A 16,319-nucleotide genomic window follows, 5' to 3' on the forward strand; every position below is an offset into this window, starting at 1 on the left:
GGATGACAAGGGGGTATTCAAGGGGACAGCGCTGAACCTGCGCCGCAGGCCACGTACGCCATCAGCGTGTCATATCGGGAGCGCTTTGCTTGTATCAATGGCCGGTGCCGTAGGGCTTTTCCCATAGGCCTGCCACGCAGCTCCGGGTGGGCCTGTTAGGGCCTTCCGTGCAGCCTGCTCTGTTCCAGGGGTTATGTGTGCCGTATCGGTGGCAGCTCGTGACCCGGCCTACCATCTCACACCCACCCCATATCTCATCCCATATCCATCCACCCGGTTGCAAAGGCTCGCATGACCACCACGCTCAAGATCGATTTCGTTTCCGATGTTTCCTGCCCCTGGTGCATCATCGGCCTGCAGGCCCTGGAGCAGGCCGCTACCCGCCTGCAGGGCTCGGTGGCGCTGGATATGCACTTTCAGCCCTTTGAGCTGAACCCGCAGATGGGCCCCGAAGGGCAAGACATTGGCGAGCACCTGCAGCAAAAGTACGGAGCGACCCCCGAGCAGAGCCAGAAGAACCGCGAGGCCATCGCTGCCCGCGGGGCTGAACTGGGCTTCACCTTCAACATGGGCCAGCGCAGCCGCATCTACAACACGTTTGATGCCCACCGCCTGCTGCACTGGGCGGAGCCTTCGGGCAAGCAGCTTGCGCTCAAGAAAGCCTTGTTTGCCGCCTATTTCACCCACGGCCAGAACCCGGGTGACCACGAGGTGCTGGTGCATGCGGCGCAAGAGGTGGGGCTGGATGGCGCGCAAGCCCGCACCGTGCTGGCCAGCGACCAATACGCCGACGAAGTGCGAGAGAAGGAGCAGTTCTACCTGCAAAACGGCATCCACTCGGTGCCCGCCATCATCGTGAACGAGCGCCATCTCATTCAGGGTGGACAGCCGGTGGAGGTGTTTGAGCAGGCCTTGCGCCAGATTGCCGCCCAGGTTTGATTTGCTATTGAATCAATAGCTGCCTGCGCTTATCAGGCGGGCGTAATAGCCACTTTTTCCGCGATGCAAGTAAAAAGCCCCGCCTGCAGATGCTGGCGGGGCCTGGGGGCGAGGGGTGCAGTGGCAGATGACCGATGGAGCCTTCTGCGACGCGCGGCTACTTGCGCAGTGGAATGGGCGTTGCCCGGTCTACCGGCACCGCCGTGACGCTGTTTTGCGGCGATCCGTCGATCAGCTTGTCCGAATAGGTCAGGTACACCAGCGTGTTGCGGGCGGGGTCCACCATGCGCACGATGCGCAGGCGCTTGAAGAGGATGGACATGCGTTCGCTGAACACTTCTTCCTGCTTCTTGAGGGGCTCAGGAAAGCTCACCGGCCCCACCTGACGGCAGGCAATCGAAGCCTCGGCACGGTCTTCCGCCAGCCCCAGCGTGCCCTTGATGCCGCCCTTGCGAGCGCGGGACACGTAGCAGGTCACGCCCTGCACACCGGGGTCGTCATAGGCTTCCACGATGATGTCGTGGTCGCGCCCGAGCAGCTGAAAGGCGGTGTCCACCGTCCCAATCTTCTCGCCAGAGGCAGCCAGAGCGACCTCCGGGGCCGCGGCCAGCAGCAGGGTTGCTGCCAGCGCGGCTGCCGCTGCTGAGCTGCCCCGCAGGCCAGGCAAAAGGCCCGTCAATCGGCGCGATGTCATGCCGCGGCTCCGGCTTCGGTGCAGCGCTGGGCCAGGTGGGCCAGTGCCTCTTCCACCTGGTCCACCAGCACCAGGCACAGGTCGCCGGGTTGCAGGCGCGCCAGTGCAGCATCAATGGCGATGAACTCGCCGCGGATTTCCTCGACGTGTTTGGTGCGGCTGGCACCCGCCAGGCCTTCGCGCAGCAGCGCCATGACTTCGCCGTCGGCACGGCCGCGCTGGGCGGCATCCTGGTACAGGATCACGTCGTCGAAGGCAGCGCCCAAAATCACGGTTTGGGCACGAATGTCCTCGTCGCGGCGGTCGCCCGCACCGCTGATGACCACGCTGCGGCGCTTGGCGGGCAGGGCGTCCACCGCTTGCACCAGGGCGCGCATGGCGTCGGGGTTGTGGCCGTAGTCGGCGATCACGGTCGCGCCACGATAGTCCATCACATTGAAGCGGCCAGGGGCGTTGTCGCTGTCATTCACAAATCCCGACAGTCCGCGGCGAATGGTCTGCCAGGGCACGCCCGCCGCCCAGGCTGCCGCAACCGAGGCCATGACGTTTTCAACCTGGAAGCCAATGCGGCCATTGCGCGTGATGGGCACGTCGCGCAGGTGAATGGTTTCGCGCCAGGAGCCTTCTGTGGCCACAATGGTGTCGCCATCCGCATACACGGTGCGGTGGCCCTGCGCGCGGTGGGTCGCCATCACGGGGTGGTGGCGGTCGCTGGAAAAGTAGATCACCTTGCCGGGGCAGACGGCGGCCATGCCCGCCACGATGGGATCCATGGCGTTGAGCACGGCATATCCATCCGGGGCCACGTTCTGCACGATCACGCGCTTGACCGTGGCCAGGTCTTCCACCGTGGTGATGTAGTTCATGCCCAGGTGGTCGCCTTCGCCGATGTTGGTGACTACCGCCACCTGGCAGCGGTCAAAACCCAGGCCTTCGCGCAAGATGCCGCCACGAGCGGTTTCGAACACGGCGGCATCCACTTCGGGGTGCAGCAGCACGTTGCGGGCGCTCTTGGGGCCACTGCAATCGCCGCTGTCGATCTGGCGGCCATTGACGTACACGCCGTCGGTGTTGGTCATGCCCACGCGCAGACCTTGCGCGGTGAACAGGTGGGCAATCAGGCGCGCCGTGGTGGTCTTGCCGTTGGTACCGGTCACGGCCACGGTGGGGATGCGGCCATCGTCGCCGGGGGAGAACAGCTTGTCCACCATGGCCTGGCCCACGTTGCGGGGCTTGCCGTAGCTGGGGGCCAGGTGCATGCGCAGGCCGGGCGCGGCGTTCACTTCCACAAAGCCGCCGCCTTGCTCCTCCAGCGGGCGCAGCACGGTTTCTGCCACCATGTCCACACCGCAGATGTGCAGGCCCACCATCTGGGCGGCCGCCACAGCGCGGGCCGCCACTTCGGGGTGCACGTCGTCTGTCACATCGGTAGCGGTTCCGCCCGTGGACAGGTTGGCGTTGTTGCGCAGGATGACGCGCTGGCCCTTGGCGGGCACCGAGTCGGGCGTCAGGCCTTGCATGGCAAGGCGCGCCACGGCGATGTCATCCAGGCGGATCTTGGTGAGGGAGGTGGCGTGGCCTTCGCCACGGCGGGGGTCTTGGTTCACCACGTCCACCAGTTCGCGCACGGTGTGCTGGCCGTCGCCCAGCACCTGGGGCGGCTCGCGGCGTGCAGCCGCCACCAGCTGGTCACCCACCACCAGCAGGCGGAAGTCATGGCCGGGCAGAAAGCGCTCGACCATCACGGTGCCGTAGTCGGCGGCATTTTTGTAGGCTTCTTCCAGCTGGGCGCGGTCGGTGATGTTGACAGTAACGCCCTTGCCCTGGTTGCCATCCTGGGGTTTGACCACCACGGGCAGACCCACCTTGAGGGCAACCTCCCAGGCTTCGTCCACTGTTTCTACAGGTTTGCCCAGCGGCACAGGTACGCCTGCGGCATGCAGCAGGCGCTTGGTCAGGTCTTTGTCTTGGCCAATGGATTCGGCCACCGCGCTGGTGGAGTCCACCTCAGCCGCCTGAATGCGGCGTTGCTTGGAACCCCAGCCAAATTGCACCAGACTGCCGCGCGTGAGGCGGCGGTAAGGAATGCCCCGCGCCACGGCAGCTTCCACAATGGCGCCGGTGCTGGGCCCCAGGCGCTCGTCTTCGTCCAGCTCGCGCAGGTCGGCAATCACCTTTTCTGCGTCAAAGCTGCCATGGCCCAGTGCGGCCTGGATGAGCTGCTGCGCATCGGCAAAAGCCTTGCGGCCCACGGCTTCTTCGCTGTATTCCACCACCACCTGGTACACGCCTGCATCAGTCGTCGCTGCGGTGCGCGCAAAGGTCACGGGGCAGCCCGCCTGGGCTTGCAGTGCCAGCGCGGCAGTCTGCAGCACATGGGCGAGGGAGATATCGCTGTCGCCACCTTCTGGGTGCAGCACCCCGATGGCCGGGAACAGTGCACGCAGGCGGTCTTCAAAACCAGCCATCTTGCCAATGGCGCGCTCTGCTTCGCTGCAGGTCACCAAGGCCTCGATGGCCATGTGGCGACTCCAGAGGTTGGGGCCACGCAGGGCCCGGGTGCGGGTTACATCCATGAAGTTCTCTCTCTCTATTCCGTCAGTGCGCCTTACGCTCTGTTCTCATCGCGTGCAACAAGTCGGTGTTCTGGGGCTTGGGCTCAGCGGGCTTCCAGTGCGGCAACGGCCACTGGGCGGGGGCTGGGCGGTGTCTGCAGTTCGGGCTCAAAGGTCTTGATGCCCGCACCGATCAGGTCTGGGGCAATGTTCAGTGCCCAGGCAGCGCCAATGGCAGCCAGCAGTGCATCCGTGTCAGGCACAATGCCATTGCGGCCAAAGGTGAGTTCGCCCAGCGTGCCGAGCACATGCTCTGCAGAACCCGTGGCCAGCACAACACGTCCGTTCTTCACCAGCACGGCACGGCCGTTGTTGTTGGCGCGGTGCTCTGCGATGACGGGCAGCGTGGCGTCTTGTGCATACAGCACCACATCGCCGTCGCACAGGGGGGCCAGGGCGGCCACTTGCTCGATGGCGGCGTTGAGCACGGCGGCACCGTGGTCCAGCACCACATCCACCTGAGTGCGCAGCACCTTGGTCATCTGGTCCTGTTCATGCACGTCAAACTCGGCCAGCGATTCCATGCCATCCATGTCCGTCACCACGCCCACCGTGCAGCGGTCATAGGCCAGGCCGTCACGCAGAATGGTGCGGGCATCGTTTTCAATCACAGCGGCCTGCACCATTTGGTTCATTAGCAGGCGGTGTGCTGCCTCCCAGTGGGCGCAGTCGGTCGATTCGACCCGGCGGCGATCCAGGAACAGGCCGTCACGGCATGCCAAGCCGGTGTGGTGGCCGCCCAGGTGCAGCAGCCAAGCCACCACGCGTGCAATGGTGGAGGTCTGGCGGGTGCCTGCCACGCCCACCACGGGCACGCGTCCGGCCATGCCTTCCTGCTCTTCTTCTGACGGGAACAGGTGTTCCACAATCGCCTGTCCCACCGGGCGGGGAGCGCCCACAGCGGGCTTGAGGTGCATCAACAGGCCAGGGCCTGCATTGACTTCCACGATGGCTCCACCCTGGCTTTGCAGTGGCTTGGAGATGTCCATCGCAACCATGTCGATGCCTGCAATGTCCAGCCCCACTACCTTGGCAGCCAGGGCAGCGGTGTAGGCCACTTCGGGGTGAACATCGTCCGTGCAGTCCACCGCCACATTGCCGTTGCGCTGGATGACCACATGGCGGCCCGCCTCGGGCACGGAGTCGGGTGTCAGGTCCTGGCGCTTGAGTTCCAGTTGAACCTTGGCGTCCGTGGCCACGTCGATGATTTCGAGCGGATATTCTTCTTCGTAGCCGCGCCGTGGGTCAGAGTTGAGCTGGCTGTCAATCAACTCCTTGACCGTGGAGCGGCCATTGCCGGTGATGCCCACCACTTCCCCGCGAGCGGCAGCAACCACCTTGCCATCGACCACGAGCAGGCGGTGTTCGTCGCCAGGGATGAAGCGCTCCACCATCACGTCGCTACCTTCGGGGTAGGCTACGTGGTAGGCGGCTTCAATGTCTTCTTTCTTGCGCAGGTCCAGGGTCACGCCCCGGCCATGGTTGCCGTCGGATGGCTTGACCACGACGGGCAGGCCGATGTCTTGCGCTGCTTCCCAGGCTTCTTCGGGGCTGTTGACGACCTGACCTTCCGGAATCGGCACGCCGCAGGCCTTGAGCAGGCTCTTGGTCAGGTCCTTGTCGCTGGCGATGCCTTCTGCAATGGCGCTCGTGCGCTCAGTTTCCGCAGTCCAGATGCGGCGCTGGCTGGCACCGTAGCCCAGTTGCACCAGATTGCCATCGTTGAGGCGAATATGGGGAATGCCACGGTCGGTAGCCGCGGTGACGATGCAGGCTGTGCTGGGGCCAAGATATTGGTCGTCCACTTCAGTGCGCACCCGCGCCACGGCGGCCTGCACATCAAAAGGCTCGTCATTGATGGCTGCCATGATGAGGCGGTGGCCTTGGGCCAGTGCCACACGGGCGACTTGCTCGTCGCGGGCACGGAACACCATGCGGTACACCCCGCGCACCGATGTGCTGCGGGTTTGCCCAAAGCCGGTGGGCATGCCCGCCAGGTTGAGCAACTCAATCACGATGTGTTCCAGCACATGCCCGCACCAGGTGCCTTCCTGCAGGCGCTGCAGGAAACCGCCGCGCTCGCCCACGCCGCAGTGGTGCTCGATCAGTGCGGGCAACCATGCCGTCAGGCGGTCATTGAACCCGGGCAGGGTGTTGGAAGGATGGTCTTCCAGCACTCCCAGGTCCAGCCAGACTTCCAGCACGGGGCGGTAAGTCCAGATATTGGGGCCACGCAGGTAGTTGATGCGGAGCAGTTGGATGTCGTCGATTTTTGCCATGGATCGGAGCGGTTCAGAGACACCGGACGGGCCGGACAGGGTTGCAATTGTGCGCCCGGTTGGGCATGAATTTGGCGGGATGATCGGGTGTAAGTGTCAGCTTTCGTTGGTGGACCGGGTTTCGGTCAAAATTCCGACATCTGCGCAGCTTGCGGTTTTGTACTCCAGGCTGCGGAAAACACAAAGAATATGCAACATCACCATTCTGTAGACGCCTCGGGTGTCTTTTCTGGCCCGGAAGGGGCCGATTTGCGAGCCAGACTCGCGTCCCATGAAAACGTCCTGGCCGCGTTACAGGTTGACCTGAGCGCAGATTTGCGCTTTGACAAAGGGTGGGTGGTTGTGACTTCCTCCCGCCTTTTGGCCCGTGAACCAGGGGCATCCACCTGGAAGGATTGGCCCCTGGTGCAGGGCTTGGCCCTCAAGTTGCAAGACCATGGTGGCGTGGGAACGCTGGAGTTGCACACCCCTGATGAGCGGCTGGCATTCTGGCGTTTCACCCTCAGCAATCACCCGCAGGCGCTGCGTTTGATGCAGCGCTTTGAGCAGCAACTGGAGCGTGGTGCAGGCGCTGCCGCCCCTGACGACGAGGAGCCTGCCTGCCCCGTATGCCACACCCCGTTGCCGCCGGATACGGAGGAGTGCCCTGCCTGCGCCCGCATTCAGGCACCGCAGACTTCGACTTGGGTGTTGCTGCGACTGTGGCGTTTTGCGCGTCCCTACCGCAAGCAACTGGCTGCCGGTTTTGCGCTCACCATGGCTTCAACGGCCGCGACCCTGGTGCCTCCGTACCTCACCATTCCGTTGATGGATGACATCCTGATTCCATACCAGAACGGTCAGAAGATTGACCCGGGCCTGGTGCTGCTTTACCTGGGCGGATTGCTGCTGGCTGCTCTGGCTGCGTGGGGGCTGTCTTGGGCGCGGACATACATCCTGGCACTGGTGTCCGAGCGCATTGGTGCGGATTTGCGCACCACGACCTATGAGCACTTGCTGCGCCTGTCACTCGACTATTTTGGCGGCAAGCGCACGGGTGACCTGATGGCGCGCATCGGCTCTGAAACGGACCGTATCAACGTTTTCCTCTCGCTGCATGCGCTGGACTTCATCACCGACGTCCTCATGATCTGCATGACCGCGGTGATTCTGTTCTCCATCAATCCCTGGCTGGCGCTGGTCACACTGGTGCCCCTGCCTTTCATCGGCTGGATGATCCACACCGTGCGCGACCGCCTGCGCACAGGGTTTGAGAAGATTGACCGAGTCTGGTCTGAAGTGACCAACGTGCTGGCAGACACCATTCCGGGCATTCGCGTGGTGAAGGCTTTTGCGCAGGAAAAGCGCGAAGCCCAGCGCTTTCGGGACGCCAACCAGCACAACCTGGAAGTCAACGACAAGCTCAACAAGACCTGGAGCCTGTTCACCCCCACCGTGTCGCTGCTGACCGAAATCGGCTTGCTGGTGGTCTGGGCGTTTGGCATCTGGCTGGTGTCGCGCAACCAGATCACGGTGGGTGTGCTCACCGCCTTCATTGCCTATATCGGGAGGTTTTATGGCCGGCTTGATTCGATGAGCCGGATTGTTTCCGTCACGCAGAAGGCTGCCGCCGGTGCCAAGCGCATCTTCGACATCCTGGATCACGTCAGCAACGTGCCCGATCCCGCCCAGCCTGTGAAGGTGGACAAGATTGAAGGCTCCATCACCATGCAGAACGTGGGCTTTCGCTACGGCAGCCGTGCGGTCATCAAGGGGCTGGATCTGGAAATCCGTGCGGGTGAGATGATTGGTCTGGTAGGGCACAGTGGCTCCGGCAAGAGCACGCTGGTGAACCTGATCAACCGTTTTTATGACGTGAGCGACGGCTCGATCCAAGTCGATGGTATTGATATCCGGCGCTTTGCGGTGGCTGATTACCGCCGGCACATTGGCCTTGTGTTGCAGGAGCCCTTCCTGTTCTTTGGCACCATCGCAGAGAACATCGCCTACGGCAAACCCCACGCAACGCGTGAAGAGATCGTGGCTGCTGCCCGTGCTGCGCATGCGCACGAATTCATCCTGCGCCTGCCGCACGGCTATGACTCGCTGGTGGGAGAGCGTGGGCAGGGCCTTTCGGGCGGTGAGCGCCAGCGTATTTCGATTGCCCGTGCGCTGTTGATTGATCCCCGCATCCTGATTCTGGACGAGGCCACTTCGGCTGTGGATACCGAAACCGAGAAGGAAATCCAGAAGGCCTTGGACAACCTGGTGCAAGGGCGCACGACCATCGCTATTGCCCACCGCCTGTCCACCCTGCGCAAGGCGGACCGTCTGGTGGTGATGGACCGCGGCGAGGTAGTCGAGGTGGGGCCGCACGATGAACTGATGGAAAAGCAGGGCGCTTACTGGCGCCTGTACGAGGCTCAGGCCCGGCGTGCTGAAGAAGATGCGCAGGCCGCTGGCGTCATCATCGATAGCAGCTTGCTGCACCCTGCACACCCTGCTGGCAACCCTTGAGACAGGAGAAGAATCTTGACGACCTCCATTGCTCCCCCTGCTTCCCATGTGTCTCCGGCAGTGGCACCCGCCGGAACTTCGTTTCACTTGCGTCGCAACCCCCATGGCCGCTTGGTGCTTACCCAGCCGGACGGTTCTGTGCACGAAGGTGTGGTTCCCGTGCGAGCTTTTCCGATTGCCGCTCCCGGCGAGGGCTTATCTCTGGTAGGTGCGGACGGCCATGAACTGCTCTGGATCGACCGACTAGATCAGTTGCCATCCGAACAACGCCAGTTGATTGAAGAAGAGTTGGCAGTCAGAGAGTTTGTGCCTACTATCGAGAAAATCGTTTCTGTATCCAGCTTTTCTACCCCAAGCACCTGGGAGGTGCTGACGGACCGAGGCCCTGCGCGGCTGGTTCTGAAGGCTGAAGAGGATATTCGCCGTTTGGCGGGGCGCACGCGGCTTCTGATTGCGGCGGGTGAAGGGGGCCAGTTCAAGGTGCCTGATACCACTGCGCTGGACAAGCATTCCCGCAAGCTGCTGGAGCGCTTCCTTTAGAGCAGCTAACACAACCCCCTGGGGGCGTTGTTCCGTCTGTCGTACCTGATGTACTGCCTGCGACGGAACACCTGGTCAGGGCCCAGGCCCAGCAACGCTGGGTTGTGTGGGCCACTCTGAAAACAATAGCAGCCCGAATGCGGTGGCAGTTGTTATGGCACTAAATTTAAGGGTTAACCCTTAAATTCCGAAGAAAAGGCAAAAAAGGGCTTAATTTCCCCTTTTGTTTGCCGAAATGAAGTACGAAGAAGGTGGTAAAGCCACCTGCATTTTTCATTTCACTACGGGCCACTGCCATGCAAATGCCACCTGTCGACCGATCGCCAAACTGGCGTCCTCAGGGCGCTGATTTGTATTCCACTGGCGCCTCCGGCGCCCCTGCGGTGCGTCCCATCAACGCGCCAAACCCCGTCGAGTCCGCCGACCGACTTGGGGAGGGTGCGATCGTGCGCGAGCCGGACAAGCCTTCCGCGCCAGACACTCCCAACCGTGACTGGACTGAGGTCAAAAAGAAAGAAACCGTAGAAGAGCCGCCAGAGCCTCCGAAGGAGCCCATCTACAAACAGCTGCTGGAGTTGATCCAGTCCATGTGGCGGGCCAGCGGCTCTGCCGTGGAGATGGCACAGGACATCAACAAGATGACCCAGCAGGAGCGGCTGGCACAACAGGTCAAGCAGGAAGAGCTGACCTACTCTGACCCCAAGATCAAACGAACCGCCGGGCTCTGAGCGGCTGTGGGGCTACCAGCGGATTGCTTGCGGGGATTCAGAGCAGCTAAACCAATCCACCGAAGCGGTGATGGTCAGGCATTCCATCGTTGCGGTCAGCGCATGAGATACCACGAGACGCAACTACGGCGCCAATAGCGTTAGCCGCTCTCAGTCTGTCTTTGGATCTGTTGAAGAGGCAGGGGGCGACGGTGTGGCGTGTGTCGCGTTTGCCGCCTGCTCCGCACGCTGACGCTCTCGCTCAGCCCGGTATTTGACTGCGAAAGCACGCACTTCCTCGTACGAAATGTAGTTGTCGTGGTTTGTGTCGGCCTCGTCGAATGCTGCCGCTAGTCGGGGAAAGAGTTTCACTTCCGCGCGGCTCAGCTTGCCGTCACCGTTGAAGTCCAGCAGCTTGAAGTCGCGCATCGCCTTGATTTCGCCCTTGCTCAGCGGTTGACTCGCACCGCTGGATGCAGGCGCGGGTGCGGCGGAAGGAGGGGGCTGCCCACCGGCTGCCGCGTCGGTTTGGGCGTGGGCCAGGGTTGCCAGCAGCGCTGCAGCGGCTGCCATGATTTTGAAAAATGACAAGGGTCTGACTCCAACGCGGCGCGGCGTGATGATCTACGGATCCTCTGCACGGCACGATGCGGGCAGAGAGAATTCTCAGGTCAGGCCATCATGCCGCTTTTGCAATGGCTGCGGAGCGGCGTTTACCAACCGTTGCGCACTTTCGCTGCAGCTTTGCAATGGCGATTTCGCAGGTGGGATGCACCCGCTTCAAGGCAGGTTGGCAATGCCGCTGCGGACATGGCCCGAGGGCACATGCAGTGCGGCGGATGTGACGTGACCGGTCTGGTCATCAAAGAAGAAGTCAGGTTCAAACTCCCTGAGGAAGGGGCCTTTTTCCAGCCCGCCGAGGAACATGGCCTCGTCCACCGCCAGGTTCCATTTCATCAGCGTATTGATGGCTCGCTCATGCGCAGGGGCGCTGCGGGCGGTCACCAGAGCCACCCGCAAGCGCATGCCCGATGCGCCCGCCTTTTGCTGGAGCTGGTGCAGGGCTGCAAGCAGGGGCTTGAACGGTCCTTCAGACAGCGGCAGGGCGGCCTTGCTGATTTCGTGTGTCTGGAAGGCCGCCAGCCCCTCGGTCTGGTACACGCGCTCGGCTTCGTCAGAAAACAGCACGGCGTCTCCGTCAAAGGCTATGCGCAGCTCGTGGGGGTAGTCCATGCCTGCGGCCACGGATTCAGTCAGTACCCGCGCCGCCGGAAAGCCCAGGGCCAGCGCCTCGCTCACATCCTTTTCGTTGGCCGACAAGAACAGGTGCGCCCCCAGGGGCCGCAGGTAGCGAAACGGATCGCGCCCTTGGGTGAAAACGCCACGCTCCAGCGGCAGCCCCGCCTCTTTGGCCGAGCGGAAGATGCGCAGCGCGCTCACCGGATCGTTGCGCGAGAGGATCACCACCTCCACGCGGCGCGCCTGGTCGGTGTTGAAGGCCAGCAGCTTTTTGACGAGCTGGAACGCCACCCCCGGCTTGGCAGGCACTTCCAGCCGGGCCTGCTGCAGTTCCATGTAGGCGCGGGGGTCCAGAGGGTCGAAAACGCGGTTTTCTTCCTCAAAGTCAAAGAGCGCGCGCGAGGAGATGGCCACGACCAGCTTGTCTTCCAACGTGACGGGCATGGAGATGTCTTTCTGTTGTTTTGGGCGGGGGCGGTTTTTGCAGTTATTTCACAAACCGGTTCAGCTCGATGATCGGCTGCATCACGGCCAGCACGATGGTCATCACCACCAGACCCATGCCGACGATCAGCAGCGGCTCCAGCACTGTCGCCAGCTGGAGGGATCGGCGCTGCACTTCGGCAGAAATCTGCACGGCAGCGCGTTGCAGCATCACCGGCAACTGCCCCGTCTGCTCGCCCAGGCGTGCAAACATGGACACCAGCCCTGGAAAGCGCTTTTTCTGCGCCAGCGCAGAGGCCAGAGGCGCCCCCTCCCGCACCAGCACCAGTGCATCCAGCGCATCGGCCCGCATGGCGCGGTTGTTCAGCGTTTCCGCGGCCGCCTGCAAGGCTTTCAGGATGGGCACCCCGGCACCCGTCAGCATGGCCAGGGTGCCTGAAAAACGGGCCGCGTTGTAGCCCCGGGCCAGTTTGCCGATGACGGGCAGGTTGAGCCATGCCGCGTCAAACTTTTCGCGAAAAGACTCGAAAGTCAGCGCCCACCGTGTGCCGGCAGCTATGCAAATGAGAGCAATTAGCATCACCCAGCCGTAGTGCCGCACGATGTCGCTGATGGTCAGCATCATCACCGTCAGAAAGGGCAGTGCCCGCTTGGTGCCTGCGAACACGCTGGCCACCTGCGGCACCACGTAGCCCACCAGAAACAGCACGATCACGATGGCCACCACCGTCACGATGGCCGGGTAGAGCGCCGCACCAATCAGCTTGGCTTTGAGGGCCTGCCGGTCTTCCAGATCGTCCGCCAGTTTTTCCAGCACCATGCCCAGGTCACCGCTGTGCTCACCCGCACCGATTACGGCGCAGTAGATGTCTGAAAACTCCCGCGGGTGCTGGCCCAGCGCTCTGGCAAAGGTAGAGCCCGCATTCACCTCGGCGCGCAGCGCGGCCACCAGATGGCTCTGGCGGTCGTCGTCGGCTTCCTCGCTCAGGGCGGTCAGTGCTCGCTCCAGCGGCAGCCCGGATGTCACCAGCCCCGCCAGTTGCCGCGTCCACACCGCCAGGGTGGTGGAGCTGAACACGGGCCGGGTCAGCAGCCGCTGGCTCCAGGATGCACTGCCGCCCGCCGTGGTCTGCCCCGTTTGCACCAGCTCGACCGACATGGGCACCAGCGCCTGTGCACGCAGCATGCTCCGGGCAGCTTTGGCGGTGTCGGCCTCCAGCAGGCCTTTGCGGGTCTGGCCCTGGGCGTCCAGGGCTTCAAAAGAAAAAGCGGGCATGTGTCAGCAGCCAGTGCGATAGCGGTAAGCGGTGGGTGAACAGAGGGGGCAGGGCCAGGATTGCGCCGTTGCCGCACCGCCCACGATGGTAGCCGCTTGGTGTGAAGCCTGGACAACAACGCTGCTGCACGCGGGCGCACAATGCCAGGGGCTTGATTGCTTCCTCAATGGCTTCCATGGATCGCAAAGAGGCTCATAAGCGATGAAGCCTGCAAACAAATCAAGGAGGAACGTATGCTGAAAGACAAGGTAGGACTGGTGACAGGCGCCGCTTCGGGTATTGGCCGCGCGATTGCTTTGCAGTGGGCCCGAGAGGGGGCACGTGTCGTGGTGTCTGACGTGAACGCGGTGGCTGGTGAAGAGACCGCTGCCATGGCCATAGAACGCGGGGGCGACGCGATCTTCGTACCGGCTGATACCGGCAGCGCTGTTGACAACGAGGCCTTGGTGCAGCGCACCGTGGCGCATTTTGGGCGGCTGGATATCGCCTGCAACAATGCAGGCATCGGAGGTCCTCAGGCTCCCACGGCGGACTATCCCCTGGATGGCTGGGCGCAGGTCATCAACGTCAACCTCTCGGGCGTCTTTTACGGCATGAAGTACCAGATTGCGGGCATGCTCAAGACCGGGGGCGGAGCCATCGTCAACATGGCATCGATTCTGGGAGCTGTCGGCTTTGCCACTGCGCCAGCCTACACAGCGGCCAAGCATGGTGTGGTCGGCCTGACACAGGCATCCGCGCTGGAGTACAGCGCTCAGGGTGTGCGTATCAACGCAGTGGGCCCGGCGTTCATCCATACGCCCATGATCAGCGGGCTCGAATCCAACCCTGGCGTCCAGGCAATGCTGGTGGCGGCGCATCCCATAGGCCGCCTGGGGCGACCTGAAGAAGTGGCTGAGCTGGTTACGTGGCTGGTATCTGATAAGGCCTCATTCGTGACCGGTGCTTACTACCCTGTGGATGGTGGTTACCTGGCACGATGATTGCCCAGGCCGAGGCGTGCTTAGAGCGGCTCACACAACCCCCTGGCGTCGTTGTTCCGTCTTGTCGTACCTGGTGTACTACCTGCGACGGAACGCCTGGCCAGGGCCGCTTCGCTGGGTCGTGTGAGTCCCTCTTGGCCGGGCAAAAGCCCCTGGCATTGCTCAGACTGGTGCTGCCGTTTCGGCTGGCGTTTGCACCCAGCTCGCATGGGCCTGCGCGGCGATGTCCAGCGAGCGCAGGCGCAGCGCCGGGTCGTACACATCAGACACCAGAATCAGCTCATCCGCCCCCGTCTCCTGGGCCAAGGCCATCAGCCCCTGGCGCACGGTGTCAGGCCCGCCAATCACCGCAGCGGCCAGAAAGTCGCCAATCGCTGCCCGCTCCTGGGGTTGCAGGCGGGCTGCGTAGTTCTCCACCGGAGGCTGCAGACTGATGCGGTTGCCGGTCAGGATGCCCAGCACCCGCTGGTAGGTGCTGCTGGCCAGATATTCCGCCTCGTCATCGGTGGGGGCGGCAATCAACGGCACGCCAATGGCCACGTAGGGCTTGGGCCACGCGGCAGAAGGGCGGTACAGGTTGCGGTAAAGGTCAATCGCCTGGTGCAAAAAGCGCGGTGCAAAGTGCGATGCAAAGGCGTAGGGCAGGCCGCGTTCGGCGGCAAGCTGCGCTGAAAACAGGCTGGAGCCCAGCAACCAGATCGGCACCTGGGTGCCCGCTCCGGGCATGGCTACCAGCCGCTGGCCGGGCTCCACCGGGCCCAGCAGGCGCTGCAACTCGGCCACATCTTGCGGAAAGTCGTCGGCCGTCTCCACCCGGCTGCGACGCAGGGCGCGCATGGTGGTCGGGTCGGTGCCCGGTGCCCGGCCCAGCCCCAGGTCGATGCGGCCGGGGTACAGCTCGGCCAGGGTGCCAAAGGCTTCTGCCACCACCAAGGGCGCATGGTTGGGCAGCATCACGCCACCCGAGCCCACACGGATGCGCGACGTGGCCCCGGCAATATGGCCCACCAGCACTGCGGTGGCCGAGCTGGCAATGCCCGGCATGTTGTGGTGCTCTGCCAGCCAGTAGCGCACAAACCCCAGCGACTCTGCGTGCTGGGCGGTGCGCACGGCAATTTGGAGCGCATCGGCCACGGTACCGCCTTCTCGTACGGCAACCAGGTCGAGCATGGACAGGTGGGGGCGGCGTGGAATGGAGTGGTCAGTCATGCTGCACATTGTCTGCCCGTCGCTCACTGCCTGCACCCGTGCGGCCGGTGGCGTGGATGCAGCAAGGGTTGCTGTCGGCCGCCAGACGCCGGATGCGTTTTTTTGATAGCCAAAACCCGAATGTCGATACAAAATGTTTCTTGAGTTGGTTGACGATCTTTTCAAAGTGTCGACAGGGCCGCCAAGCTGGCGGGCGCCAGATGAGCGCGAAAGGCTCGGCCTGTGGCCCGCCGCGACAGTGCTCTGACCCTTGCCGACAGGCTGCCTGAGTCGCAAAAGAAGACCGACAACAGACCTTCGGGTGGACCGTCCACCTGAACTTTTTCCAACCGATCTGAGGCAGTGCATGGGCTTTTTCAGCCGTATCTTCAAAATCCGTGAGCAGGACCCCGACACCGTGGAGACCACATGGGCCATGGAGGACAACGGCAGCGAGCTGGTGCTGGACCCCGAATACGCGGCCATGCTGATGACCGAGCTGGATCTGGACTCTGCCATCACCAGCCACGAAGTCTGGCGCCAGCAGTTGGAAGACCTGGTGCATGGGCGCTCCACCGAAGTCGTGCATGCCGAGCCCATCTGCCAGGCAGACCGCTGTGATCTGGGCCGCTGGCTGGGCGGCACCGGCCGCCTGCGACTGGGGCACTTCCCGGCCTTCGAGATGCTGGTAGCCCGCCACCAGTACTTCCACCAGCAGGCCGCAGCCCTGGTGGAGCTGATGCAGGCGGGCGACCAGCCCAAAGCCCTGCAACTGTTCAACACCAGTTGCCGCCACGCATCCAACCAGGTGCTGCTCTTGCTCAAGGAACTCAAGCGCGGGCTGGGGCGCTGAGGGCGGTGCGTGCTATCAATAAGTGAGCTGCTTGCGCTTATTGCATAAGCGCTGCAGACTATTTT

Annotated in this window: 13 protein-coding genes; 6 read left to right on the forward strand and 7 right to left on the reverse strand. The window is 63.1% G+C overall.

The window, feature by feature from the left end:
* Positions 1–291 precede the first annotated feature (291 nt).
* Positions 292–939, forward strand: coding sequence for a DsbA family oxidoreductase (locus AACH87_RS05240; RefSeq protein ID WP_338797701.1), 648 nt, complete (start codon positions 292–294; stop codon positions 937–939).
* A 157-nt stretch (positions 940–1,096) separates the two neighbouring features.
* Here the strand turns inward: AACH87_RS05240 and AACH87_RS05245 are convergent, their stop codons facing one another.
* The 3 genes from AACH87_RS05245 to cphA (AACH87_RS05255) all read right to left on the reverse strand — a co-directional run bounded on the left by AACH87_RS05245 (position 1,097) and on the right by cphA (AACH87_RS05255) (position 6,527).
* Complete coding sequence (locus tag AACH87_RS05245; RefSeq protein WP_338797702.1) at positions 1,097–1,633, reverse strand: CreA family protein; 537 nt, start codon at positions 1,631–1,633, stop codon at positions 1,097–1,099.
* Positions 1,630–4,209 (reverse strand): cyanophycin synthetase, encoded by a 2,580-nt coding sequence (gene cphA, locus AACH87_RS05250; RefSeq protein ID WP_338797703.1) that lies wholly within the window; start codon positions 4,207–4,209, stop codon positions 1,630–1,632. The genes AACH87_RS05245 and cphA (AACH87_RS05250) overlap by 4 nt, the downstream gene beginning before the upstream one ends.
* Positions 4,210–4,292: 83 nt before the next feature.
* A complete protein-coding gene (gene cphA / locus AACH87_RS05255) occupies positions 4,293–6,527 on the reverse strand; it encodes a cyanophycin synthetase (protein WP_338797705.1) in 2,235 nt (744 codons plus the stop codon).
* Positions 6,528–6,716: 189 nt separating this feature from the next.
* Between cphA (AACH87_RS05255) and AACH87_RS05260 the strand changes: the two genes are divergently transcribed.
* From AACH87_RS05260 to AACH87_RS05270, 3 genes are all read left to right on the forward strand, one after another.
* A complete protein-coding gene (locus AACH87_RS05260) occupies positions 6,717–9,023 on the forward strand; it encodes an ABC transporter ATP-binding protein (protein ID WP_338797706.1) in 2,307 nt (768 codons plus the stop codon).
* Between the two features lie 48 nt (positions 9,024–9,071).
* Positions 9,072–9,563 (forward strand): DUF1854 domain-containing protein, encoded by a 492-nt coding sequence (locus AACH87_RS05265; protein WP_338798860.1) that lies wholly within the window; start codon positions 9,072–9,074, stop codon positions 9,561–9,563.
* 296 nt (positions 9,564–9,859) lie between these two features.
* On the forward strand, positions 9,860–10,291 hold the full coding sequence (locus tag AACH87_RS05270; RefSeq protein WP_338797707.1) for a hypothetical protein: 432 nt from the start codon (positions 9,860–9,862) through the stop codon (positions 10,289–10,291).
* A 150-nt stretch (positions 10,292–10,441) separates the two neighbouring features.
* Here AACH87_RS05270 and AACH87_RS05275 read toward each other — a convergent pair whose 3' ends face one another.
* The 3 genes from AACH87_RS05275 to gspF all read right to left on the reverse strand — a co-directional run bounded on the left by AACH87_RS05275 (position 10,442) and on the right by gspF (position 13,229).
* On the reverse strand, positions 10,442–10,861 hold the full coding sequence (locus AACH87_RS05275) for an EF-hand domain-containing protein (RefSeq protein ID WP_338797708.1): 420 nt from the start codon (positions 10,859–10,861) through the stop codon (positions 10,442–10,444).
* Between the two features lie 189 nt (positions 10,862–11,050).
* Positions 11,051–11,953: a 5'-nucleotidase gene (locus AACH87_RS05280; protein ID WP_338797709.1), complete on the reverse strand. Its 903-nt coding sequence runs from the start codon at positions 11,951–11,953 to the stop codon at positions 11,051–11,053.
* A gap of 43 nt (positions 11,954–11,996) precedes the next feature.
* Entirely contained in the window at positions 11,997–13,229 is a 1,233-nt protein-coding gene (gspF, locus tag AACH87_RS05285; RefSeq protein ID WP_338797710.1) for a type II secretion system inner membrane protein GspF, read from the reverse strand.
* Positions 13,230–13,463: 234 nt separating this feature from the next.
* Between gspF and AACH87_RS05290 the strand changes: the two genes are divergently transcribed.
* Complete coding sequence (locus AACH87_RS05290; protein ID WP_338797711.1) at positions 13,464–14,213, forward strand: SDR family oxidoreductase; 750 nt, start codon at positions 13,464–13,466, stop codon at positions 14,211–14,213.
* Between the two features lie 162 nt (positions 14,214–14,375).
* On the opposite strand, the gene AACH87_RS05295 is transcribed toward AACH87_RS05290, so the two are convergent.
* On the reverse strand, positions 14,376–15,422 hold the full coding sequence (locus tag AACH87_RS05295) for an LLM class flavin-dependent oxidoreductase (protein ID WP_338797712.1): 1,047 nt from the start codon (positions 15,420–15,422) through the stop codon (positions 14,376–14,378).
* Between the two features lie 346 nt (positions 15,423–15,768).
* Here AACH87_RS05295 and AACH87_RS05300 point away from each other — a divergent pair, with 346 nt between their 5' ends.
* Positions 15,769–16,254, forward strand: coding sequence for a CZB domain-containing protein (locus AACH87_RS05300; protein WP_338797713.1), 486 nt, complete (start codon positions 15,769–15,771; stop codon positions 16,252–16,254).
* The last annotated feature ends 65 nt before the right edge of the window (positions 16,255–16,319 follow it).

The organism is Acidovorax sp. DW039, from assembly GCF_037101375.1.
GTDB lineage: Bacteria > Pseudomonadota > Gammaproteobacteria > Burkholderiales > Burkholderiaceae_C > Acidovorax.